This is a genomic window from Paenibacillus camelliae (assembly GCF_023715345.1).
GTDB classification, from domain to species: Bacteria; Bacillota; Bacilli; order Paenibacillales; family Paenibacillaceae; genus Pristimantibacillus; species Pristimantibacillus camelliae.
This window is the reverse complement of record NZ_JAMBNY010000016.1, coordinates 70,859-96,237: the sequence shown is the minus strand read 5'-3', so window position 1 is coordinate 96,237 and position 25,379 is coordinate 70,859. Positions and strand designations below refer to the sequence as shown.

Below are 25,379 nucleotides of genomic sequence, written 5' to 3'. Positions count from 1 at the left end.
TGGGAGTACACCTCATCTCATTGGTTTCGTTTGGTCACTTAATCAATTCGAGATTTAGGGAGGTACTCCTTTTTCTGTACATTAGAAAGCTAGATCTAGCAAGGCTTTAGATTTATGAAATTGATTCAACTAATTAGATGTTCAATTATTATTGATTACAAGTTTTATTCACTAATGTTAATCGTTAGTGTTAGTTTTAGTAGATTCCTGGGAGTATAAAGAATATAATGAGAACATAAGTTCCTATTTCATTTAATAAATGTGGAGGTTTTCAATATGATTAACTTAAGCAATGATACAATTCATCGGTATAAAGAATTTATAGAGTGGACGGATACATTGCGTGATTTGGACGATAAAATATGGTTAACTCCAATTACCGAAGGGAAAGCAACAGTCTCCGAAATTGTTTCGCATCTTCAAAATTGGGATAATTACCTCATCAATACGATTATCCCTGCTATTAAAAATGGCAAAGGAATGGTCTTTCCAGACTTCAATTCGTTCAACCAAAAGGCCTATGAATATGCCCGTTCGGGCATTTCAAAAAATAGTTTGCTCGAAGAATTCAAGCAAACACGTCTTAAGTTAATCGAGATACTGCTTACAGATCCAGACGTTGCCGTCAAACATGTGACCGTAAACGGCGTAGAAAATTGTCCACATACAAGCACTCCTTACTCATTGCTTTACATTATCTACGAGTTTATAGAACATGACATCCATCATAAGAATCAAATTTTATCTGTAATTTGATTTTATTCAATTCTAAGACCCACACATTTGAAAATGGTATTACTGTTTTTTATAGTCGTAGGTAACAACGACACTTACTTGATCTTTAGAAATACCACGTTTCCGTTTTTTTATTTTCATCTCCAACTTTGCGATCACGGTAGGTTCCGTTTCATTTTATATGACCTTACAGTGTACGATCACAAAAAAAACCGAGCGATACCGGAATGAAGTTTGCAGCCCTTTTGTTAGTCATCAACTAACAACAGAGCTGCAATTGCAATTCAAAGGTATATCTCGGTTTATATTCAATAAGCTCCAAGCGAACATACTTTTAACAAAGCGACCCTCATTCCGCAGGAATGTTCGAGCGTATTAAAAGAATGTGAGCACCGAATGTTCGAGCGCATTAAAAGTATGTGAGCCTCTATTCGCCGCGGAACGCTTTCTTCATTCTTTCAAAGATCGATTCATGATGCTCTTCCGTTGCAGCAACGGCTTGATTACCCAACCCACCTAACTGACGAAGCAGATCCTTCTGTTCTTCTGTAAGGTTTGTAGGTGTTACAACTGTAACCTTGACATGCTGATCGCCGTTTCCTCCGCCTCTTAGCTTTGGTACGCCTTTACCTTTTAGACGGAAGTACTTCCCTGTTTGCGTGCCAGCTGGAATTTTCATTCTCACTCGCTCAGTCAAGGTCGGTACTTCAATATCATCGCCAAGTGCTGCTTGTGCGAACGTAATTGGAACCTCTACGTAAATATCATCGCCTTCACGATCGAAGAATTCGTGAGATTTTACGCGCAGCACGATATAGAGGTCACCAGCAGGTCCACCGTTTTTACCGCCTTCACCTTCACCGCTAATACGAATTTGTTGACCGTCATCTACACCAGCTGGAATGTTCACCTTAATGCGACGCTGCTTTCTTAGACGACCATTTCCGTGACATGTTCCGCATTTATCGGTAATCATCTTACCAGTACCACGGCAGCTTTGACATACACGACGGTTAGCAATGCGACCAAATGGTGTATTTTGCACGACTTCCTGCTGGCCAGAACCATGACATGTCGAGCAAACCTTTGGAGACGTGCCAGGCTTAGCACCTGTACCACGACAAGTATCACAGTTCTCCTCACGAGGAATTGTAACCTCTGTTTCTTTACCAAATGCCGCTTCAACAAATTCAATCGTCATCGTATATTGCAGATCCTTACCACGTTGAGGCGCGTTCGGATCACGCTGGCGTCCACCGCCACCGAAAAACATATCAAATATATCACCAAATCCACCAAAGTCAGCGCCACCTGCGCCTCCCATACCTTGATTCGGATCAATATGACCATAACGATCGTACGTGTCACGTTTGCCATCATCGCTTAACACGTCATATGCTTCTTTGACTTCCTTGAATTTATCTTCAGCATCCGCCGCCTTGTTGACGTCAGGATGATATTGTCGAGCGAGCTTACGGTAAGCTTTTTTAATATCATCACCAGATGCATCCTTACTTACCCCAAGCACCTCATAATAATCTCGCTTTTCAGCCAATTGATCTCACCTCCCATTACCTTTTTACAACATGACAAGCGAAAGGTCAAAGACCGGAATAACCCGCTTTGACCTTTCATAGCTAATTATTACTTGTTGTTGTTATCATCGACAACTTCGTAATCAGCGTCTACAACATCATCCTTACCTGGTGCTGCATCCGCTCCCTCAGCGCCACCTGCCTGCGCTTGCTGTGCCTGCTCATACAGCTTAGTGGAAAGCTGCTGAACGATCGCAGTCAATTCTTCTGTTGCGGATTTAATTTGATCAATGTCGTCTGTTGCAGCTGCAGATTTCAGTTTTTCTTTCGCTTCATTCGCTTTATCTACTTCCGCTGCATCAACTTTGCCTTCTAGGTCTTTTAACGTTTTTTCTGTTTGGTATACAAGCTGATCTGCATTGTTTTTCGCTTCAACAAGCTCTTTGCGCTTCGCATCTTGTTCTGCATGCAGCTCGGCTTCCTTCATCATTTTATCGATTTCTTCGTCACTTAAGCCGCTAGATGAAGTAATTGTAATATTTTGGCTTTTTCCAGTTCCTTTATCCATCGCAGATACGTTAACGATACCGTTCGCATCAATATCGAATTTAACTTCGATTTGAGGTACGCCACGTGGTGCTGGTGGAATATCATTTAGCTGGAAGCGACCTAATGTTTTATTGTCAGCAGCCATGGAGCGCTCACCTTGAAGCACGTGAATTTCAACGCCTGGCTGATTATCTGCATACGTGGAGAAGATTTGCGCTTTACTTGTAGGGATCGTTGTATTACGCTCGATCATTTTCGTAAATACGCCGCCCGCTGTTTCAATACCAAGTGATAGCGGAGTTACGTCAAGTAGAACGACATCCTTAACATCACCCGTTAACACACCCGCTTGAACTGCAGCACCTAGTGCGACAACCTCATCCGGGTTAACTCCTTTGTGCGGTTCTTTACCAGTTAGCTTTTTAACTGCATCTTGAACTGCAGGAATACGAGTTGATCCACCAACAAGAACAATTTTATCAATTTCGCTTGTAGAAAGTCCTGCATCTTTCAATGCTTGGCGAGTTGGCACCATCGTGCGCTCTACAAGATCAGCAGAAAGCTCTTCGAATTTAGCACGTGTTAGATTCATCTCTAAGTGAGCAGGTACACTGTCTACCATTGTAATAAACGGAAGAGAAATCGTCGTAGTTAAAACACCTGAAAGCTCTTTTTTAGCTTTTTCAGCTGCATCCTTTAGACGTTGAATAGCTGCCTTGTCCTTAGATAGGTCTACGCCGTTTTCTTTTTTGAATTCTGTAACAAGATAATCAATAATGACTTGGTCAAAGTCATCACCACCAAGCTTATTGTCGCCGCTTGTTGCTTTAACTTCAAAGAAACCATCGCCAAGCTCAAGGATAGATACGTCAAACGTACCACCACCAAGGTCATATACTAGAATTGTTTGATCCTCAGATTTTTCTAAGCCATATGCTAGTGCTGCTGCAGTCGGCTCATTGACGATACGAAGTACTTCAAGACCAGCGATTTTACCAGCATCTTTTGTAGCTTGACGCTGACTATCATTAAAGTATGCAGGAACAGTAATAACCGCTTGTGTAACCGGCTGACCAAGATATGCCTCAGCGTCTGATTTTAGTTTTTGCAGCGTAATCGCAGAAATCTCTTGTGGAGAATATTCTTTTCCGTCAATTACTTCTTTATGGTTTGTACCCATATGACGTTTAATGGACATGATTGTACGATCTGGGTTAGTAATCGCTTGACGTTTAGCTGTTTCACCAACGATACGCTCTCCGTCTTTTTTGAAGCCTACGACAGATGGAGTCGTACGACCGCCCTCTGGGTTAGGAATAACTACTGCCTCGCCGCCTTCCATAACAGCAACGCAGGAGTTTGTAGTACCAAGGTCAATACCAATAACTTTACTCATTTACGAATCCTCCTAAATTTATATCAATCTAATGAAGCATTGCGTATATCACAACGCTCATGATTTATTTTTAATCTTTAAGTATTCATTGCAGATTGAAGCAGCTTAGCCGCTTACTTTTACCATTGCAGGACGAATGACTTTATCCTTCAGCATGTAGCCTTTTTGTAACACTTCAACAACAATGCCTTCTTCATACTCATCAGTTTCAACCGTCATCACTGCTTGATGGAATTCTGGATTAAATGGTGTTCCAACTGGCTCCATCTCAGCAAGTCCTTCGGCTTCCATCGTGCTTTTCAGCTGGCGATAGATCATATCAAGACCTTTAGCTAATGCCTCAAAATCACCTGTCGCTTCAGAAGCAGCTAGTGCACGATCAAAGTTATCGATCGATGGAAGCAGATTTTCGATAAGCTTAGCAGAAGCATACTTTGCCAGCTCTTCTTTTTCTTTCTGTGTTCTTTTTCTGAAGTTATCATAATCAGCCTGAACACGTAACAGCTTGCTGTTCGCTTCCTCTAGCTGCTTATTCAATTGTTCTGCCACAGCCTCATCAGCTTGTGTAGTTTGATCAGCTTCCGCTGACATCGTTTCTTCTTCCTCTAGGGTTGTCTCCATCGCTTCCTCATGAGTATTCCCCTCAAGCTTTTGCTCCTCAAGGTCAACGAACTCATTGTTTTGCTCCTTCGTACTCACCCTGTCACCTCCTATATTTAGTGCGGCTTATTTGTTAAACCAACGCCCCAAAATAACACTCATATCTTTTGAGATAAAATCCAGATAAGAGATTACCTTGCCATACTCCATACGAGTCGGCCCTAGTATTCCAATTGTTCCAAGCACATCTCCATCGAGCTCATAGGTTGCAGTAATAAAGCTGCAATCTGCTATAGCTTGATGTGTATTTTCAGTACCTATACGAACACGGATACCTTGTGGTTGCGAGGAAAACAATTTCATAACCGTTGGAGTTTCCTCAAGCATATCTAGTATCATTTTAACTTTATCTACATCCTTGAATTCAGGCTGAATGAGCATATTCGTTGTTCCGCTCATAAAGACACGATGCTCGTCTCCCTGCTTTAATGCATCCTCGATAACATTAAGCAGTCCTTCGAAATGTCCGACATAACGCTCTAGCTCATGTCCGACTTCCGTATATAGCTTAGACTTCAGCTGTATTAACGGCACACCTGCCAGCTTAGCGTTCAAAATATTCGTTACTTGCTGCAGCTTATCCATAGACAATCCTGAAGGTATCGTTATGGTACGATTTTCAACATGCCCGGTATTGGTAACGATGATCGCTACTGCACTGTTGTCATTCAGTGGTACTAAGCCAAAATGCTTTAATGAATTAGTGAATAGCTCTGGTCCTAATAGTATGGATGTATAGTTCGTTAAGTTGGAAAGCACAAGCGCAGCATGCTGTATCACCTGCTCCATCCGGTTCAACTCATCAGTTAGAAAGGAACGGATTTTTGCTCTGTCGATCTCAATACCTAACTGTTCATTCCGATTAAGCAAATGATCAACATAATAGCGGTAGCCTAATGTAGAAGGAATACGACCAGCTGACGTATGCGGCTGCTCTAAATATCCGAGATCCTCAAGGTCCGCCATTTCATTTCTAATGGTAGCCGGACTATAACCGATGTCATCTCGCTTGGAAATGCTCCTAGATCCGACAGGTTCTGCTGATCGAATGTAATCATCTACAATTGCTTTTAGTATTAACCTTTGTCGCTCTGTTAGCATTTCATCATCCTCCATTCAATAGGTTTCATGCTTGTTCAACTTCGTTAGCACTCATTAACTTTGAGTGCTAATCATTAATACAAAAATACCAAATCGGCTAGATCATTGTCAAGTCGATTTGGTATCGTTCCGCGAAATTATCCTATTTTTTTCATGACCGCAATTTCGTCACAAGCATGGCGCTTTGGACAATTAACACAATCTGTCCAAACCTTCTCAGGAAAAATTTCTTTTTCCACAATCTCAAATCCATTCTTAACGAAGAAAGAAACTGCATAAGTGAGTGCCATGATTTTACTAATTTTTAATTCTTTCGCATTTTTTATAAGCTGTTCAACGATTAATCCACCGATTCCGTAGCCTTTATAGCCTTCAGACATGCCGAGCGAGCGAATTTCTACTAAATCCTCTCCCAGCTTCGTCAAAGCGCCGCAGCCTACAAACTGACCGTCAATTTCCGCAACCACAAACGTATCTATACTTCGTAGCAGTGCATCACGCGAGCGAGGCAGCATAATTCCTTTCTCCGCGTAGCCAGTAATTAACGTGTATAGTGATTCAACATCTTCTCTTGTTGCATTTCTACATAATACATTTAATGTTTTCACTGCTGCCTTCACCTCCGGGGTTGCACATGAACTAATAATTATTCAATCAATATGAATGAATATACATCAATCCACGAGTTTTTGCAATCCCAAAAATTACTCATCTGCTAAAAAAGCCGCGAACACCTCATTACCGAGTAATAGTCCTTGCTTCGTTAGTCGATAGATCGTATCTTGATCAGCGGGAATGCGTTCCATTAACCCCTGTTTGATTTGTCGTTCAATCATTTCGCCAAAATCAGCTTCAAGCGTGGACTGTGGAAACTGCTCACTGTAGCGTGACGCCGTAACACCGTCTAACAGCCGCAGACCAACCATCATGAAGTCTTCCTTCGCTTCCTGTTCACTAATATCGTATTGCTCTAATCGAGGGAGTTTCGACTTGCAGGCATCGATATATGGCTGAACTCCTTTGATGTTCATATGACGCTGACGGTTCACATAGCCATGGGCTCCTGTGCCTAAACCATAGTATGGTTCATTGCGCCAATATGTGCTATTATGACGACTTTCATAGCCTGGCTTCGCAAAATTACTTATCTCATAATGCTTATAGCCTGCTTCTGTTATTCGGTCGATGAGGTGCAGATACATCTTGTACTCATCCTCTTCTGGAGGAAGCACTAGCTCATTGCGTTCATACAGCCTGTGAAATAGTGTGTTTTCCTCGATCTTTAAGCTATAGAGGGAATAATGTGGCAGGTCTAGCTCCAGCGCTTTTTGCACGCTCTCATCGAGCAGTTCTACCGTCTGCCCTGGAAGTCCAAACATGAGATCGATCGACATATTCGTAAAACCTACTGCTCTTGCATTTTCTAAGCTACGATATACATCATCCACCTCATGGATTCTGCCAATTCTCTTCAGCAACTCATTATCGAAGGACTGTACGCCAAAGCTAATTCGGTTAACTCCTCCGTCCTTCATTGCCTGCAGCTTATCGCGATCAGTTGTGCCAGGATTGGCCTCCATAGAAAACTCCACGTCATCCGCCAGTGGAAACCAGCGACGAACGGAGCTTAGAAACTTCTCCATCTGCGGTGGTGTAAGTACCGTAGGTGTACCACCTCCTACGAACACAGTTTTAATTTGCTTCGGCTTCCATTGCTCGGTTGTTAGTCGCATCTCTAGCTCTAATGCGTCCAAGTATTCATCAACAGGCTGACCCTTCAATATATAGGAAGTGAAATCACAATAGTGACACTTATTGGTGCAAAATGGGATATGAATATAGAGTGCCTCTGGAATCGGCTGCATTCATACTCCTCCTTTCGTATAAAAAAGGGCTGCTTCGTCACCGATATGCACATCGACAACAAAGCCAGCCCTTCATAAAAGCTGCAATCATGCAGCAGCTATTAATCTTCGTCGATCTTCAATACCGCCATAAACGCTTCCTGCGGTACTTCAACGTTACCAACCTGCTTCATGCGCTTCTTACCTTCTTTTTGCTTTTCAAGCAGCTTACGCTTACGGCTAATGTCACCGCCATAGCATTTGGCTAATACGTTTTTACGCATCGCTTTAACGGTTTCACGAGCAATAATTTTCGTTCCGATCGAGGCTTGAACAGGCACCTCGAACATTTGTCGAGGAATTAAGCCTCTAAGCTTTTCACAGATAATCCGTCCTCGGTGATGAGCACGATCACGGTGAACGATGACTGACAACGCATCGACTTGCTCACCATTTAGCATAATATCCATTTTCACAAGGTTGGATTTACGGTAACCGATCAGCTCATAATCGAAGGATGCATATCCCTTAGTGCTTGATTTCAGTTGGTCAAAGAAGTCATAAACGATCTCGGCTAATGGAAGATTGTACGTAATCGTGACACGATTCTCATCCAAATATTCCATATTAATAAATTCACCGCGTTTATTCTGACATAGCTCCATAACGGAACCAACATAATCATTTGGCACAATAATACTTGCTTTAACGAACGGCTCCTCAACAAAATCAAGCTTACTGGAATCTGGATAATTAGAAGGATTGTCTATTTCTAATACGTTTCCGTTCGTCAATGTTACTCGATAAATAACGCTCGGTGCAGTCGTTATCAGTGGGATATTGAACTCGCGCTCAATCCGCTCCTGAATAACCTCCATGTGCAGTAAGCCTAGAAATCCACAACGGAAACCGAATCCAAGCGCAGTCGAGCTCTCCGGCTCGTAACGAAGGGATGCGTCATTTAGCTCTAGCTTTTCTAGTGCCTCACGCAGGTCATTGTAGTCCTGTGAGTCAATTGGATATAGGCCACAATAAACCATCGGGTTAATACGGCGATAACCTGGCAGCCCCTCACCTGCTGGACGATCAGCATCGGTAATCGTATCCCCGACGCGAGTATCCTTCACATTTTTAATGCCCGCTACAACAAATCCAACATCGCCTACGCGAAGCTCATCAACGATTACTGCTTTCGGTGTAAAGCAGCCCACCTCAATAACCTCAAACTCCGCATTCGTTGCCATAAAGCGAATGTTTTGACCTGCCTTAATTGAGCCGTTTACTACACGGACATAGACGATAACACCTTTGTATGGATCGTAATGAGAGTCAAATATAAGAGCTTGGAGTGGCGCTTCAGGATCACCCTCAGGCGCTGGCACATTAGCTACGACCTGCTCAAGAATATCCTCTATTCCAATACCGGCTTTTGCAGATGCATGCACAGCTTCACTTGCATCAAGTCCAATGACATCCTCGATTTCTTGCTTCACACGATCAGGCTCCGCGCTTGGCAGATCTATTTTATTAAGAACCGGTATAATTTCCAAATTATTATCAAGCGCTAGGTAAACGTTAGCTAGCGTTTGAGCCTCAATCCCTTGTGCAGCATCGACAACTAATAAAGCACCCTCACAAGCCGCTAGGCTTCGTGATACTTCATATGTAAAGTCGACGTGTCCAGGTGTATCGATCAAGTTGAGTAAGTACTCTTCGCCATCCTTCGCACGATATGTCAATCGTACAGACTGAAGCTTAATCGTAATACCACGCTCACGTTCCAGGTCCATCTTATCAAGCACCTGTGTCTGCATTTCACGTGAGCTGAGCCCTCCAGTTAGCTCAATAATTCTGTCCGCTAATGTCGACTTTCCATGGTCAATATGAGCGATAATCGAAAAATTTCTAATTTTCTTCTGTCTTTCGCGAACGTCGGTCATGCCTAACCTCCACACATTCCTTGAATAATCAATCAACCTATTATACCGTTAAACGTTATTCACATCAATGGACACGTATATAAAAGTTTTAATGCTTATAAAAAAAGCAAATGTGTCGGCAGGAAAGGCTTTATTGAAAGCACATCCTGTCGACACATCGTATCACCTAATCAATCACATTGCTAAATAATTTGGCTATAAATTGCAGGCCAGATGAAGAAGCGTTTTGCAGTACCTCGGAAGTCGTATCAGCCACTCGATTTACAGCTGGTTTAGCTGCATCCTCATTTAATAAAAGCTTTTGCTGAAGCTCTTCCTTTTCTTTAAGCAGTGCAAGTCGTTTCAGCTCTGCGATTTCAGCCTCTAGTGCAGCAATTTCCTTATCAATCGGGCTTTTTGGAGTAAAGTTCGTTTTGAAACTGTCAGAGGCTTGAGTATCATCAGCAGCTTCAATAGGGATTAGACCGATAGCTTTCTCGTTGCTTGTCTGAGATTGTGCCGCAGCCGCAGTTTCATCCAGTGGACCATAAATGCGCTCTATACCTGTCGTTGTCATTTCGAGCATGTACAGCAAGATGACCGTAATGGCACCTCCCAATACGAGCCACTTCCAAGCCTTATTGCGAAACATAGCTACTCCCTCCTTTACTAGCCCTCAGATTGATGGATTTGTGCAATAACGTCAGCTAAAGCCTTCGCCGTTCGATAGCTTTCTTCAAGCGTATTGTCTATACCGCCAACTTCTATTAAAACGCTTTGACTGGACAACGTCTGATTATATTCCGCATTGCCGCTATTCGCATTTTTCCCCCAAATGCCACGAGATAAACCTGGATACTGCTCTTCAAGCTTCTCATGAATTTTCAGGGCAAACGCTTCGTTTTCTTTCCAATTTGGATTACGTTGTCCAATAATAAAGTATACCTGTGCATAGCTCTCACCATTAATTTCAGCTGTCGTATATTTTCTAGCTTGAGAATCACGATGCAAATCAAATACATATTGCAGCTCGTCGTTGCTTGCAATCGCTTCTTTAACCGTTTTACGAGAGTATTTATAGCTATACTCCCACTCATAGTCAGGTACAGCGGTTGGATAATCCGTATCGGATACCATCGCTCCTAGCCCATGCTTCTCTAGCTCCTCGGCTAATCGCTGACCAACTAATGTTATATTGTTCTTCGTTGATTGTGCATCATCGTTCGAAGTTTCAGAATTCCACGATTCGCGGTTATGAGTGTGATAGATGAATGCAACTGGCTTAGCAGCACTCTCTACTCCTTGTGGTTGAGCCGGTTCCTCTTCTTGCTCCGGCGCAACTGGAACCTCATCTGGTTCGCTGCTATTGTCATTGCCCACTTCTGCTAACAGTTCGTCCAAATACTCGTCATCAATCGGCGCTAAGCTCATGTTCTTATCATCCTGTGGTGCTATCGCCGGATCGGAGCCTTCTCCTCCATGGATTAATGTAGATTGCTCTTCTACACTGCTATATAGCATCTCACTAGCAACAAGGCTAGCTGGATCGAGTAATGATACATTTGTTACCTTTTCTAGCAGCCATAGTCCTAAGCTTGATAAAGAGAACGTGTCTAGCTTCTGATTGGACGCGTAATAAGGCAGCTCTTCGGCAAGCATTCCCTGTAGTGCAGACTGCTTGATGTCAACTGTTGCAAGACCATACGTCGTTTGCTTTGCACTTATCTCATGTCTCATATACGAACCGATTCCGATCAATATAACGAACGTCATCGATAATAGCATTAACAGCATAAATGTTTTGGCATAGCCTTTTAATTCCTTCCATTCCTCCGCACTATTCCAACGTTCGGTCGCTACCGTTAGTTTAAGCTCTCTTTCCATTGCAATCTCCCTCTCCAGTTGATTTCTATCATTCTACTTCTACTCTATGAGCCTGCTCGCTGTGCTAGAACTATATTTTGGAATTGATAGAATGAGAGACTTTAGGCGCTACGTGAACGGTGAGGTTTCAGCGCTCCGCAAACGGTGAGGTTTCAATTGCTGTTGCCCTCTGATTTCAGCGCTCCGCAAACGGTGAGCTTTCAATTGCTGTTGCCCTCTGATTTCTGGAAGGAGATTAATAGTAGAAATCAGAGGACAAAGGCAACCGCTTCGCTTTTCCACTCTCACCGTTTGCTCCGCTGGAGCAGCTTGTGTGTATTGCTGCGTTGTTCACCTTGTGTTACTTCTTGGAGTGTTCTGTCGGGGTATCTCTTCGTGGCATCTCACCACTTACTCAATAGGAACGGCATGTGTTCAATAGGAACAGCATGTGGCATCGCTTCTTGGGATCAACATCGTGACATACTCCATTGAGACGACTTGTGTGGTATCGCTTCGTTGGATAACTTCGCCGTTACTCCACCGGGTGTGTAAAGTGGGCTGTGCTGCGTGGTTTCAATTCGCCACTTACTCCGCTAGGTTATTTGTGAGCTGTGCCTAGTTCACATAATCAAGCTTAAAAGGGCTGTGACAAAAGCAAACGCTTTGCTTTTGTCACAGCCCCGATAAGGATTCCATTCACATTTAATGTGTATATGCACCTACATTGTTCGTATCGATTGCCTCATGTAGCGATGCATTTAATCCACTGGCAATGATGTTACCTATATCCTCGATAAATTCATCGATTTCTTTCGGTGTCACGAGCATGTTGTGACCAATTGGCTCCAGTACTTCTTTTACTAACGACAGTCGCTCCTGCTCATTCATTTGATTAAGTAGCCCGAAAATTTTATCGTTATCGCCATTGTTTTTTGCAAGGTGATTGCGCATTAGATCAATGGTGTTGTTAACGATGGTTGATGCATAAAGAACTGTTGGGACACCGATTGCAATCACAGGGACGCCTAGTGTTTCTTGTGTTAATCCTTTACGTTTGTTTCCAATGCCTGATCCAGGATGAATACCAATATCAGCTATTTGAATGGTTGTATTCACTCTCTCTATGGACTTAGAAGCAAGTGCATCTATCGCGATAACAAGATCAGGCTTCGACTGGTCGACAATTCCTCTAACAATTTCGCTCGATTCAATCCCTGTTATTCCGAGTACACCAGGTGACACAGCACTTACTGGACGGTAGCCAGGCGCTACGTCGTTTGGCATCAGCTCGAAAAAGTGCCTCGTTACCATAACATTTTCCACTACGATAGGACCAAGAGCATCTGGTGTTACATTCCAGTTACCGAGTCCTACAATTAATACCTTTGCATCCTTTGTAATAGAAAGCCGCTGAAGAAACAATTCGAACTCCTTCGCCATATGTGTAGCTACACGATCCTGTAGCGTCGTATCCCCATTGCGCAGCTGAGGCACCTCAATCGTTACATATCTGCCGACCATTTTACCGATAGCTTGAGAACCTACTTGATTTTGCACGTGCAAGCGTGTAATGGTAATCCCTTGATCTTCAAACGTTTCCTTTTCGACACCAGTAATTGGGGCGGTCGCTAGCTCCGTAGCCATCTCAACAGCTTCGATTGCTAGATCAGTACGTACCTGATATGGAGATAAATCAAGTTCTGACATTTTAAATGCCTCCTCTATCATTGTTTTACATTCGTATTGTTCGCTCTTGTACAACAATTCATGCACAGCCATTTTAATGTTTATCACCGCTCTGCTCTTGCATTTTGACTACGCACATGCTAATATATTTTAAGTTGTGTTGAACAGGTTTCTGGAACATGAAACGCTTTGACTAGTCTAGGAGGTGAATTCCATGCCAAACATTAAATCCGCGATCAAACGTGTAAAAACTAATGAAAAACGTCGCGCACTGAACGCTTCTCAACGTTCTGCACTTCGTACTGCAGTTAAAACAGCTGACCAAGCTATTGCAGGCGCTGATGTTGAAGCTGCAAAAGCTGCTTTGATCACTGCTTCGAAGAAATTGGACAAGGCTGTAACTAAAGGCCTAATTCATAAAAATGCGGCTGCCCGCAAAAAATCTCGTCTTGCTAAAAGATTGAACGCTCTTAGCGCACAAGCTTAATAGCCGATGAATGTAAAACCTCGTCCTCTGGTCGAGGTTTTTTTGTGTGTTTTAATACGGGAACCTAGCATTGCAAGGAGTGTGGCTACTTCTTAGTAAAGCTTCTCAAAGCAATTATGCTAGAAAATGCATAGAGTGCTCGTACACAGCAATAACGGCAGTTGTTACAGTAGTAGATTAGTACCGGTGGCTAAAGCACAGTATCTGCGAAGAGAATGGCTGGTAATAGTGATTAGGCATGCGGCTCAGGAAGAGCAGCAAAACAATTGAAGATTGTAACCGTGGAGCGACAACCACGATGACCATTAGCGGAGTGAAGAGCGAGAAATATTAATTGAAGCGAATGCTCACGATGATATTATAGTTGGATAAATGGTGAGGTTCACTTCGTTGCATCCGCCATAACGACGCTACAGCGGAGTAAATGGTGAGGTTCGCTTCGTTGCATCCGCCATAACGACGTTACAGCGGAGTAAATGGTGAGGTTCGCTTCGTTGCATCCGCCATAACGACGCTACAGCGGAGTAAATGGTGAGGTTCGCTTCGTTGCATCCGCCATAACGACGCTACAGCGGAGTAAATGGTGAGAGTGGAAAAGCGAAGCGGTTGCCTTTGTCCTCTGATTTCTACCATTAATCCCCTTCCAGAAATCAGAGGGCAACAGCAATTGGAACCTCACCATTTACGTAGCGATGCTCAACACTACAACGGCTATAGAACCTCACCATTTACGTAGCGATGCTCAACACTACAACGGCTATAGAACCCCACCATTTACGGAGCAACTAATGGAGCACATTACTAACAGGAGCAGTATGTAAATTGTTCTCCTCGTCCAGAGCTTGAATAGCTCGTATCCGTGAAGTCAATAGCGCGACAACGACGACAAGAAAACCTGCTATTATAAATAACAACCCAATCCCTCTGCCTGGACCTACTCCAATAACAGAACCGACTGAACCTGCTAATTTCCCACCTTCCACAAGCAAAGGATTAAACACCTTATCGGCAAGTAGACCAGCAGTACTATACGCAATAATAAAGCCTACTTGCGACAGGATTCCAATAATCCCCCAGACACGACCTTGCTTATCATTGGGAATGTTTCGCCTAACGAGCACATCCGCACTCGTATTAACAAATGGCAACGATCCTAAAAATAAAAAGCCTGCAAAAATGAGCATATAAATATTCGTCGTGGTGCCAAGCATTGCGAAAGCAAAGCCAGCTAACACCAAGCCCATAACAAGCATAGAGGAATAACGCTTCGTTAACGAAAACATCCCGATCAGTAATGAGGTTATAAGCATGCCAATCGCACTTATAGACTGGAACATCCCTAGTGTTTTGGCAGTTGTAAATGATAAAAGCATAGGCCCAATTAACGTCTCCAGAAATCCAAGATAGAAGGTAATAATCGACACAATGATAACAAGTAGCAGAACACCTCGATTATTTTTTATCGTATTCCAGCCCTCTATTATTTCGTAATACCAAGGCTTGCGCTCTTCGTGCTGTGAAGCCGCAATCAGCTTCTTTCGAATAAAAAACACCGCTAGTATTGCAACGAGGTATGTCATTATATTAATGACTAATATGATCTCAATTGTCGTAATCGATAATAGTATGCCCGCAATGATGGGTGAGAATAAAAATTTTGCTGATTCTGCAAGCTGAACAAGTCCACTCCCTTTGGAGAAGTCCTTCTCCTCTAGTAAATCTGTTGCGGAGGCACGATATGCCGGGGCCTGCAAGGATGAAAAAATCGAGCTAATTGAGACACCGACATAAATATGCCAAAGCTCAATATTATTCGTTAACATCATCATAAGTATGAACATCAAGCCTATAGCTGCACCTAGATCACCGACAATCATCATGAGACGTCGATCGTAACGATCTGCCAGCACTCCACCGATCGGACGCAACAATATGTTAGGTACAAAAGCAAACAACGTAATTAACGCAACAGCAGTTGCCGTATTCGTCGTTTCAAATGCATATACTCCAAGTGAAAATGCAGTAAGTCCAATACCAATCATAGAGATCAACTGCCCAAACCATACAATTAAAAATCTTGCAAATGATTTTTGTTGTGTCAAACGAAATCTCACCCTTCATTCTACTTCATAAAATACTTACCTCTTGTAGCACCCTTTAGATGCTCCTTACGAATATTACTTTCATTTCCTTTCAAAATTAAATTCAATTCCCCATTTCTAATCATACCTTCTGATTAAGCTAGTCTACTATTTCGTCTTATTCGTATTGTTTTTACTCCTACATGTATATGTATCGCTATAAATATAAAATAACCCCGCCCTTGTTGTGACTTTGTAAAGGACGAGGTTATGTACGAACGCTCTGAAGTGAATAGCAGCTACAGCCATTCTCACTGTTAATCCATCATAAAGGATTCGCTTTGAAAGGATAGTGTATAGCTACTACCTAGTGACAATATGAATAGCTCTAATCCTAACGCTTTATCAACTTTTCCAGTTTTCATGCCATAATCAAGATCGGCTAATGAGCTGAGCAGCTCAGCTAATCTTTTTTTCTGGTAGCCTTTTGATTTTTCAGCTGCTAGTTTAACTGCATAGGGGTGAGCACCAATCATTCCAGCAATTTGCTGAGGACTATAGTGATGCCCTTCAAGCTCTTTTATATGAATCATCATTCTAATTTGTCGTACAATAAGTGCAACGAGCTTAATTGGCTCTTCCTTACGAATTAGCAGCGCTTTATACATCGCAAGCGCATCTGATAGCTTTACATTCACAATGGCATCTACAAGCAGGAATACATCTTCTTCAACCGTTACGCCTATAAGCTGATCTACAAGCTCCCGTGTGATCTCTCCACGTTCTCCTACGTGCAAGCACAGCTTGTCCAATTCCTGCACCAGCTGCTGCATGGACACGCCAACTCTTCGAATGAGAAGCTCTCCTCCATCAGGATCCAGCAGCCTTCCTTGTTCTCCAGCCCTTTTTTTAAGCCATTGCAGCAATTGATTAGGCTCCAGCTCAGGAAAGTGAATAATGACTTTTCTATTTTTCAAGCTTTTTACAAGCTTTTTTCGTTCATCTAACTTTTCAGCATTAACGATAAATACAACAACTGAGCTTTCCAGAGGATGTTCGATATAATTTAATATCGCTTCTTGACGATGCTCAAGCTTCGAGTTGTCCTTACCTGTCCCAAATACAACACTGTCCTTAACGAGAATTAGCTTTTTCTCCATAAAAAATGGAGCAGAATCAGCCTCCATCATAATCTCATCAAGCGAGGTTTCTTGCGTATCATATTTATTAATCCCCATATTTTGATCTTCTGGCTGAAACATTTTATTTTTTATCAACTCTACAAATTGCTCCATCCGGTATCGATCCTTACCGTACAGTACATAGAAAGGTGAAAACCTGCCTGCTTGTACTGCCTTTATTGCATCCGATGCTTCCAATGCTGCACCTCCTAAGGTTGAATCGAGACAAAGTGTACCATTGTCATTAGAAAAGTTCAATGCTCATAGCACAAAACAAAGGGATGACCGCACTTTCATGAGGCATCCCTTTGTTATATGTTAACATTCCTAGCTAGCTCCATGGCACTAGCTATAGAATGGTCTTACGACGGTGTGTACCAGTCGTAGACGTTACATACAGTATATATACGCAGCATGGTATAAAAGTGTTACTCGTTTTGCTCATTTAGATTTATCGTATAGCTATTAGTTTGACCTTCTACATCCGTAACTTCGTAAATAAACGATTGACTTTCTGAATCCCAACCGACAAACTGCGCGGTACCTGTGATAGACATTTCCCAGGTACGGAGCTGCTCATTCGAACTTGTCTCATACAACGCTATTGTATGCCCTTCAATAACAACATAGACCTCTTCATCTGGAGAATAATTCTTCGCTAATTCAGAAGTTTCATTCGCAATGCCAAGCATTCCTGTACTAGGCTCTTCCATGTCAGCTTCATTCTCCGTTACAGCTGCAATACCTAGCATTTCTTGCTCTGGCTTTTCCATATCTTTTTTAACAAATCCGCCCTGCTTGCTTCCTTCATCAAATTCATTTCTTGACTGATCACTAGCATCTGAGGCATTAGAATCGCTTGCTAAAGGTGGGGTGTTGGTTTTAACCGACGACTGTCCACTTGCATTACCTTCTGTAGCTGATGTATCTGTGTTGTGTGTAATACCGCTCGGTGTTGACAACGGCTCGATCGTGTAAGCGCCTGTGCTTTCTGTTTGAATATCATTTGCACGCTCCATCATTGCTTCATTGTCTCTGAATAAATTAGAAACATCAAATGGTTGTGCGACACGAGTATCAGATGAAGAACTAATGGCAACATCATATGCTACGCTATTATCTGATCGAGAGCCATTCCATCCCAATGACATTATGAATACGACAGAAGCCGCTGCCGCAACGCTTGCTGCAGTTGTAATCCAGCGCATTCTCGCATAACGCTTATGTTTCGATTGAGCGGTTACTCTTTGTCGATCAATCGCATCAAGCTCCGGCAATATTGAATCTACAATGCTTACCGATGGAGTTACACGAGGCAGCTGTTCCAAGCTTCCTGACAGTAGTGTTAGCTTCTCAAATAAATCTTTACAAGCGTCACATTCAGTTAAATGATTCATCAACAATGTTAGCTCTTGCTCATTCAAATCATAATCTAATTGCCGCTGCATTAATTCACCTACTTCAGTGCATATCATCCCCTAACACCACCTTTCTGATAATCTTGTAGTAATTGCTGTAGCTGTTGTCTCGCTCGGAATAAGTAGGACTTTACCGTATTTAAAGGCAGATCAAGTGAAGCTGCTATCTCGTTATACGAGAAATCCTGTAAATACCGTAAAACTACAACTGTTCGATGATGTTCAGGTAGCTGCTCAATTGCTTGTCTAATATCATCCATAGCAAATGCGGCAAGCACATCATGCTCGACATTACTTTTTTCCTGAAACACAAGCTCATGCTCTTCGATTGATACGGTTGGTTTGCTGCGTCTAAACTTGTCAATACAAATATTGGTAACGATTCGCTGTACCCATGTCTTAAACTGAGCCTTTTCCTCATACGTATCTATTTTAGTATAAATCCGAATAAGAGCTTCCTGAGAAGCATCAAGAGCATCCTGCTCATTGTTTAATATATAGTAAGCCGTTCGATACACATGGTTTTCAATCTCTCGCAAAAGAGTGACTAATGCTTCCCGATCACCCGATTGAGCCGATTTTATTAACGATGGCTCTACCACGTGAAAGCTCCCCCTCTCATGCAACCTTATTGACGAAGTGATGTGCTTAAAGGTTGCAGCTTTATAACTGTTATCATTATTTTTATTTGAAATTATTTTCGTTAAATAATATAGCTTTTCATTTATAGATTCCACCACAATAAAGCATATCAAATAATGATACATCCGTCACCGTCTATTTCCATTTCCAGTAATAAAGCTGATCTTTTTTCACCTTAAACATCACTTCTCCTTGCTGATCAATACGCCAGACAAGGCTACTGTATAGTGACAATCTTTCCAAAACATCCGGATGAGGATGTCCATAACGATTGTTGCGCCCAGCAGAAATAACAGTATTACTTGGCTGCGTGTAGGATAGCCATGAATAGTCTGTTGAATAACGACTGCCATGATGTGCTGCCTTCAATACCGATATAGTCGGTAATGGCTCCAGCTGCCCTTCCTTAACTTTAGCCGCATGCATGTTCACAAGACGTTCCTCTGCTTCCTTTCCAATATCTCCAGTATATAAAAAAGTAGAGTTGTACACAGTAAGCAAAAACACAAGACTCTGATCGTTCTGTCGTTTTAATTCTTCTATATGACTTGGAGTCTCGAGCAATGGCCACAGAACATCAATTTGGGTATAGCTATCTACCGCTATCGATTCACCGATGAGCGGTGTTCGCAATGGAATTCTCTTTTCCATAATTAATGAGAAGAGCTTTTCAGCATCCTCTGTCGTATCAAAGCTACCATTCCACCAAATCTCCTTCACTGGAATTTGCTTGACAACTTCATATAAACCTCCGATGTGATCGCTATCAAGATGGGATATAATTAATAGATCAATGTGGTGTACACCACGCTTCATGAGCAGTGGCAGCAGCACCTTTTTCCCTACCTCAAATGGATCCCTTCGCTGCTTCCAGTCCTCTTGCTCTCCGAACTTTAAAGTTCCACCGCCATCGACAAGAATGATTTTCCCTGTAGGTGTACGAATGAGACTAGCATCTCCTTGTCCAACATCAAGAAAGCTAATGATCCCCGTCCGATTAAACGATTGAGGAATATAAGCGTATACAACAAGTAGTACGACCGCTAATGTATAAACTAACGGTTGAACATTCCGTTTTATCCAATGATCAGATTGGTTATAATCGATTGGTTTGTATTCATCGATGACATTAATTGGCTCCGTATCATCCGCCTTTTTCCTGTCTTCAGCCTGAGCGACTACGTGCTTAGCTTTCCAGTAACGAAATATCGCAAGCCATAAACTATACCAAAGAATGATCCATATGAGTGAAGGTGTTGCCCAAATCGTATGCAGCTGATGAACATTTCCTAATAAAGCTACGATATCAAAACTTAGCTCATTGCACCAATGGACAATGCTGGAAATTGGTTTGGCGAGCGTTAATGACAAATGCCCTAGCAGCAGCCCAATGCTCGCTATGGGCATGACGACTGTGCTTATGAATGGTACAAGAAAAAAATTAGCAAGCAATGATAGAATATGAAATTGATTAAAGTAATATATCGTAACGGGGAAGGAGATGATCTGAGCAACGATAGTTATTGAAAGCAGGTCCAAGGCCCACTTCCATCGTGTGGATGTAGAAAATAAGCTTTGAATAGCAGGAACACCTATAATAAGTCCAAGTGTTACGATGAAGGATAGTTGAAAGCTGACATCATGAAGCATATATGGATCCCACAACACGAGTAAAGCCGCAACGATCGCAATAATGTGAAGGCCATCCTTCAGCTTACCCGCTCGTGCAGCAATTAGTCCGATCATTGCCATCATGCCAGCTCTTAGTACGGAGGGCGATGCACCTGTTAGTGCAACATAGAACGGAATGGCAATTAGGAGCGAATAGATGATTTGCTCTTTACTGCGACGAAGCAGCTTGAGCAGTGCCGTTACCATATACATAAACACGGCTACATGCAATCCAGATATTGCTAATATATGAGTTAGACCAAGTGTGGAGAAGCTTCGAAATTGTTCAGGATCAAGATCTGCTCGTATACCTAATATTAATCCTTTAAGATAGCCGCTTTCCTCTGATGAAAACAAGTCGTCTAGTGGAGCTGCAAGTTTTTTTCGTATTTCGTCGACGCCATGATACATATAGCTAATATGCCGCGCTTGTTTTATAATTTTCACATTGCTGCTACCCTTGCTTTTCCATAGCCAGTGAATGCCTTGCTGCTTCAAATACATTCGATAATTGAACGCCCCTGCATTGCTTGCTTCCTCAGGTACAGATAGCTCTCCTGCAAGTTTAATTTCTAAGCCGCGATGCCATTGCTTCGCTTCAAACAGCTCTTCTTCAGCAGCTAACGTCACGTGAACGATAAACTTTTCAGCTCTGTCTAAGACATATTCCTCACCGTTAACTATCAGCTGAGCGGATTGAAGCACAAACTTAGCACGATCTCCATCCAGCTCTACTTCACTGACAATCATACCAGTCGCTTGCACATTGGCTTCCTGGAGCTGCTCAGGCAAAGCAGTAACGTTTCGAGCGTCGACCATATATCGCTCTGCAGAACCTCCCAAAAACAGCAGTAGACATAGCACAGCCAGCTTTATTGTACATCGCTTAAACAGCAGTGCTATGCTTATACACAATATAAATGCCATTAATAGATAAATCCACAGATTCAGCTGCTGATTCGAGGCCGCAACATGCCCAAGTAAAAAGGATATTACGATATATACAACCGGTCTTTTGTTCAACGTTCACTTTCCTCCTCAACAAAAAAAGAACCTAGACGTCAATGTCTAGGTTCTTCCTTTTATCTACTATATGGTTGCTATGGTTGAATATCCATCGCCGCATGTGCTGGCGGCTCGTACAAATGTAATGATCTAAAAATAATGCCTACCTGCTCCATTAAATGACGAACCTTTTGGTCGTCTTTCGCATATGGCCGATGAAATACGATTTCTTTCACACCACTATTAGCTAGCATATTCGCACAGGTCCAGCAAGGCTGATCTGTCACATATACGACGGAGCCTTCACGATCAATTCGATCGGTAAACAGCAAAAGGTTTTGCTCGGCATGGATGGTACGGATGCAGCGCTGTTTTTTAACGACCTGTTCCTCACCATGCTCATTATGGACGAGCTCAAATTCCTCAGTGATCATACAGCCTGCTTCTTCACAATCTTCAACTCCCATAGGAGCACCGTTGTACGCGGTACCAAGCAGTTTCTTACCTTGTACTAGAACCGCTCCTACATGTCTGCGGTGACACCTTGAGCGAGTGGATACCATATATGCAATATCCATAAAATAAGTATCCCAATCCTTACGAGCATGCTCTCGTTGCTTGCTTTGCATGTTGATCTTCCCTTCCTCGCATTTCATGTTAGCAATATTATAATCCCAATACGCGTAGGATTGCAAAGCTTGCGCAGGTCAGACCATATCGATGACAATTAGGCTTGTTGGCTGCTTGCGATCGCTTGCTCTAGATCTGCAATGATATCGTCAATTCCTTCCGTACCGACAGATAGACGGACCATACCAGGTAGTACACCGGCAGCGATTTGCTCTGCTTCGCCAAGCTGCTGATGTGTAGTGCTCGCAGGGTGAATGATAAGTGACTTGGAGTCTCCAACATTCGCCAGATGAGAGAATAGCTTCACTGCATTAATGAGCTTTTTACCTGCCTCTACGCCGCCCTTGATGCCGAAGGTCATGATTGCACCTTGTCCTTCTGGTAAATACTTCTGAGCTAGATCGTAGGACGGGTGGCTCTCCAAGCCTGGATAGTTGACCCATTCTACCGCATCATGTGCCTCTAGGTATTTTGCAACCGCAAGTGCATTTTCGCTATGTCTTTCCATACGTAGATGAAGCGTTTCCAGTCCTTGCAGCAATAAAAACGCATTGAAAGGCGATAAAGCAGCACCCATATCACGAAGAAGCTGCACGCGTGCTTTAATGATATATGCAATCGGTCCTACAGCCTGTGTAAAGACAACACCATGGTAGCTTGGATCTGGTTCAGTTAAGCCTGGGAATTTGTTGCTCGCAGCCCAATCGAACTTACCACTATCAACGATTACACCACCAATGGATGTACCATGACCACCGATAAACTTCGTCGCTGAATGAACAACAATATCAGCTCCATGCTCGATAGGACGGCACAGGTATGGACTTGGGAATGTATTGTCGACAATGAAAGGAATGCCATGCTCATGAGCAATCGCAGCAACCGCTTCGATATCAATAATATCTCCCTTAGGATTTCCGATCGTCTCAGCAAATACCGCTTTCGTTTTTTCATTAATAAGCTCGCGGAAATTGTTTGGATCAGATGGATCAGCGAATCGAACAGTAATGCCTAACTTTTTGAACGTATGGGCGAATAAATTGTATGTACCGCCATATAAGCTAGTAGCAGAAACTATCTCATCACCTGATTCCGCAATATTAAGGATTGCGTATGTAATCGCAGCTTGTCCAGATGCAACTGCTAATGCTGCCGCTCCACCCTCCATTTGCGCCACACGATTTTCTAGAACATCCGTTGTCGGATTCATAATACGAGTATAAATATTACCAAACTCTGCTAATCCGAATAGATTAGCTGCATGATCTGTATCTTTAAAGCCATAGGATGTTGTTTGGTAAATAGGAACTGCACGAGACATCGTAGTTGGATCGATGCTTTGACCTCCGTGAATAGATAATGTTTCTAGAGAAAGCTTTTTTTCCTCAGACATAAAACAATCCTCCTAAAGTGGTAATATATCCTATTTATCATGACTCCCTACCATTATGAACCAACTATGGATTTGCTACAATACTTTCTTTAATCCCTGCATAAAGTTTTTCACCAATACCCTTCACTCGCTTTATATCCTCGATAGAATGGAAGCTTCCCTTATGCTCTCGGTCATCGATGATCGCTTTAGCTTTAGACGGACCAATCCCTTTCAGCTGCTGCAATTGTTCTGCTGTTGCACGGTTGATATCTATTTTTCCGGCATCATCTTCCGCCATGACCGCATTAGTTGACTCTATCTTCTCTTCGTTCAGTGAATCTGCAGCTTCCGTGACGCTCACACTACTACTATCCAGCTCTGATTCTGTACCTGAATTTATTCCGGGAGCTGAAGCTGTTACATCTGTCGCTTGCTCATCTATAGTAGCTACCTGCTGCTCTTGCCAGTATTGCTGCAGAAGCTCATCAACAGCAATTTCTTCCCCAACGGCATCGCCTCGAAGCTGGAGACATAGGGCAATAATCACGCATAGAAAGCCTGTGCATAAAATACCAATTAGGATGTAACGCATCCGATCTTTATCGTTGTTCATAGATAACATAAGAGCTCACCTCTTTCTGTATATTTCTGACATAACAAACAAGCGGTATCGAATACGATAGGATGAATAGAGCTTTCACACTTTCATAAATAGGAGGGAACGTGATGAATATTGGATTTATCGGAGCAGGAAGTATGGGGAGCCTATTAATAGAAGCTTTTATAATAGCTGAGGCTGTGGAGCCGAACCAGATAAGTGTGAGCAATCGAACATATTCCAAGGTTGAGCAGCTCGCATGCAAATTTCCTGGCCTGCAGGCTAAGCAAACCAATACAGCTGTCGTACAGCAAGCAGATATTGTTTTTTTATGTATCAAGCCTCATGAGTTTGCTCATGTCATCTCGGAAATCAAACCATTCGTAAGAGATGAACAGCTAATTGTATCAATTACGAGCCCTGTGCAGCTGTCACATTTGGAACAGGAGCTAAACTGTCATATTGCTAAAATAATCCCAAGTATAACGAACAAAATGTGGAGCGGAGCAACACTTTGTATATATAGCGAACAAATCGATGAGGCACATCAAACGATGCTGGAGCAGCTGCTTGCCTATATTAGCGAGCCTATCCGTATTGAAGAAAGCTATACAAGAATCGTTTCAGATATATCTAGCTGTGGGCCTGCGTTTATGTCGTTCTTTCTGCAGCAATTTGTTGATGCAGCCGTTGAGGAAACTGGAATCTCACGCGATGCAGCGATGATGATTGCGAGCAATATGATGCTCGGTACTGGCTTATTGCTTACTGAAGGTGGGATGACACCAGAAGAGGTTCAACGAAGAGTTGCAGTACCTGGAGGTATAACAGCAAAAGCTTTAGCAATGCTCAAAAAAGACTCGACAGGCTTATTCAATAGCCTGATTCGCACAACTCATGCCAAGTATTTTGAAGATGTTGAGGTTGTTAGTGCTCAATTTAAGAAAGAAGAGGTACGCGAGCAATAGCTGTGCTTCAGCTATGCTCGCTACCTCTCTTA

At 42.6% G+C, this 25,379-nt stretch carries 21 protein-coding genes; 3 read left to right on the top strand and 18 right to left on the bottom strand.

The genetic code is table 11. From position 1 onward, the window contains the following. Positions 1-276 precede the first annotated feature (276 nt). Entirely contained in the window at positions 277-756 is a 480-nt protein-coding gene (locus tag M3180_RS19320) for a DinB family protein (protein WP_251670562.1), read from the top strand. Between the two features lie 406 nt (positions 757-1,162). Here the strand turns inward: M3180_RS19320 and dnaJ are convergent, their stop codons facing one another. From dnaJ to gpr, 10 genes are all read right to left on the bottom strand, one after another. Next, positions 1,163-2,290, bottom strand: a complete 1,128-nt coding sequence (dnaJ, locus tag M3180_RS19315) for a molecular chaperone DnaJ (RefSeq protein WP_251670560.1) — start codon at positions 2,288-2,290, stop codon at positions 1,163-1,165. An 89-nt stretch (positions 2,291-2,379) separates the two neighbouring features. Continuing rightward, on the bottom strand, positions 2,380-4,215 hold the full coding sequence (gene dnaK / locus M3180_RS19310) for a molecular chaperone DnaK (protein ID WP_251670558.1): 1,836 nt from the start codon (positions 4,213-4,215) through the stop codon (positions 2,380-2,382). Between the two features lie 105 nt (positions 4,216-4,320). Continuing rightward, the gene (grpE, locus tag M3180_RS19305) at positions 4,321-4,914 is read right to left on the bottom strand and encodes a nucleotide exchange factor GrpE (RefSeq protein ID WP_251670550.1); all 594 of its coding nucleotides are present in this window, start codon (positions 4,912-4,914) and stop codon (positions 4,321-4,323) included. Positions 4,915-4,941: 27 nt separating this feature from the next. Continuing rightward, the gene (gene hrcA / locus M3180_RS19300; RefSeq protein WP_251670548.1) at positions 4,942-5,976 is read right to left on the bottom strand and encodes a heat-inducible transcriptional repressor HrcA; all 1,035 of its coding nucleotides are present in this window, start codon (positions 5,974-5,976) and stop codon (positions 4,942-4,944) included. A gap of 137 nt (positions 5,977-6,113) precedes the next feature. Further along, entirely contained in the window at positions 6,114-6,584 is a 471-nt protein-coding gene (locus M3180_RS19295; protein WP_251670546.1) for an N-acetyltransferase, read from the bottom strand. A gap of 96 nt (positions 6,585-6,680) precedes the next feature. Then, complete coding sequence (gene hemW, locus M3180_RS19290; RefSeq protein ID WP_251670545.1) at positions 6,681-7,841, bottom strand: radical SAM family heme chaperone HemW; 1,161 nt, start codon at positions 7,839-7,841, stop codon at positions 6,681-6,683. Between the two features lie 101 nt (positions 7,842-7,942). Then, complete coding sequence (gene lepA / locus M3180_RS19285) at positions 7,943-9,760, bottom strand: translation elongation factor 4 (RefSeq protein ID WP_251670544.1); 1,818 nt, start codon at positions 9,758-9,760, stop codon at positions 7,943-7,945. 166 nt (positions 9,761-9,926) lie between these two features. Further along, positions 9,927-10,391: a hypothetical protein gene (locus tag M3180_RS19280; RefSeq protein WP_251670537.1), complete on the bottom strand. Its 465-nt coding sequence runs from the start codon at positions 10,389-10,391 to the stop codon at positions 9,927-9,929. Positions 10,392-10,408: 17 nt separating this feature from the next. After that, positions 10,409-11,623 carry a stage II sporulation protein P gene (locus M3180_RS19275; protein ID WP_251670535.1) on the bottom strand — a complete coding sequence of 405 codons (1,215 nt, stop codon included), beginning with the start codon at positions 11,621-11,623 and terminating at the stop codon, positions 10,409-10,411. A gap of 684 nt (positions 11,624-12,307) precedes the next feature. Then, on the bottom strand, positions 12,308-13,312 hold the full coding sequence (gene gpr, locus M3180_RS19270) for a GPR endopeptidase (RefSeq protein WP_251670533.1): 1,005 nt from the start codon (positions 13,310-13,312) through the stop codon (positions 12,308-12,310). A gap of 193 nt (positions 13,313-13,505) precedes the next feature. On the opposite strand from gpr, the gene rpsT reads away from it, so the two are divergent. After that, complete coding sequence (gene rpsT, locus M3180_RS19265) at positions 13,506-13,778, top strand: 30S ribosomal protein S20 (protein ID WP_251670532.1); 273 nt, start codon at positions 13,506-13,508, stop codon at positions 13,776-13,778. Between the two features lie 785 nt (positions 13,779-14,563). Here the strand turns inward: rpsT and M3180_RS19260 are convergent. From M3180_RS19260 to M3180_RS19225, 8 genes are all read right to left on the bottom strand, one after another. Beyond that, complete coding sequence (locus M3180_RS19260; protein WP_251670529.1) at positions 14,564-15,880, bottom strand: MFS transporter; 1,317 nt, start codon at positions 15,878-15,880, stop codon at positions 14,564-14,566. A 296-nt stretch (positions 15,881-16,176) separates the two neighbouring features. Beyond that, positions 16,177-17,238, bottom strand: coding sequence for a DNA polymerase III subunit delta (holA, locus tag M3180_RS19255; RefSeq protein WP_251670527.1), 1,062 nt, complete (start codon positions 17,236-17,238; stop codon positions 16,177-16,179). A gap of 230 nt (positions 17,239-17,468) precedes the next feature. Continuing rightward, positions 17,469-18,515, bottom strand: coding sequence for an anti-sigma factor family protein (locus M3180_RS19250; RefSeq protein WP_251670525.1), 1,047 nt, complete (start codon positions 18,513-18,515; stop codon positions 17,469-17,471). Beyond that, complete coding sequence (locus M3180_RS19245) at positions 18,512-19,060, bottom strand: RNA polymerase sigma factor (RefSeq protein WP_251670523.1); 549 nt, start codon at positions 19,058-19,060, stop codon at positions 18,512-18,514. The genes M3180_RS19250 and M3180_RS19245 overlap by 4 nt, the downstream gene beginning before the upstream one ends. Before the next feature lie 175 nt (positions 19,061-19,235). Then, positions 19,236-21,794 (bottom strand): ComEC/Rec2 family competence protein, encoded by a 2,559-nt coding sequence (locus M3180_RS19240; protein WP_251670521.1) that lies wholly within the window; start codon positions 21,792-21,794, stop codon positions 19,236-19,238. Positions 21,795-21,871: 77 nt separating this feature from the next. Beyond that, the gene (locus tag M3180_RS19235) at positions 21,872-22,405 is read right to left on the bottom strand and encodes a deoxycytidylate deaminase (RefSeq protein ID WP_251670519.1); all 534 of its coding nucleotides are present in this window, start codon (positions 22,403-22,405) and stop codon (positions 21,872-21,874) included. Between the two features lie 98 nt (positions 22,406-22,503). After that, entirely contained in the window at positions 22,504-23,799 is a 1,296-nt protein-coding gene (locus M3180_RS19230) for a homocysteine synthase (RefSeq protein ID WP_251670517.1), read from the bottom strand. A gap of 64 nt (positions 23,800-23,863) precedes the next feature. Beyond that, complete coding sequence (locus tag M3180_RS19225; RefSeq protein WP_251670515.1) at positions 23,864-24,403, bottom strand: ComEA family DNA-binding protein; 540 nt, start codon at positions 24,401-24,403, stop codon at positions 23,864-23,866. Between the two features lie 104 nt (positions 24,404-24,507). Between M3180_RS19225 and comER the strand changes: the two genes are divergently transcribed. Further along, positions 24,508-25,347 carry a late competence protein ComER gene (comER, locus tag M3180_RS19220; RefSeq protein WP_251670513.1) on the top strand — a complete coding sequence of 280 codons (840 nt, stop codon included), beginning with the start codon at positions 24,508-24,510 and terminating at the stop codon, positions 25,345-25,347. Positions 25,348-25,379: the final 32 nt, after the last annotated feature.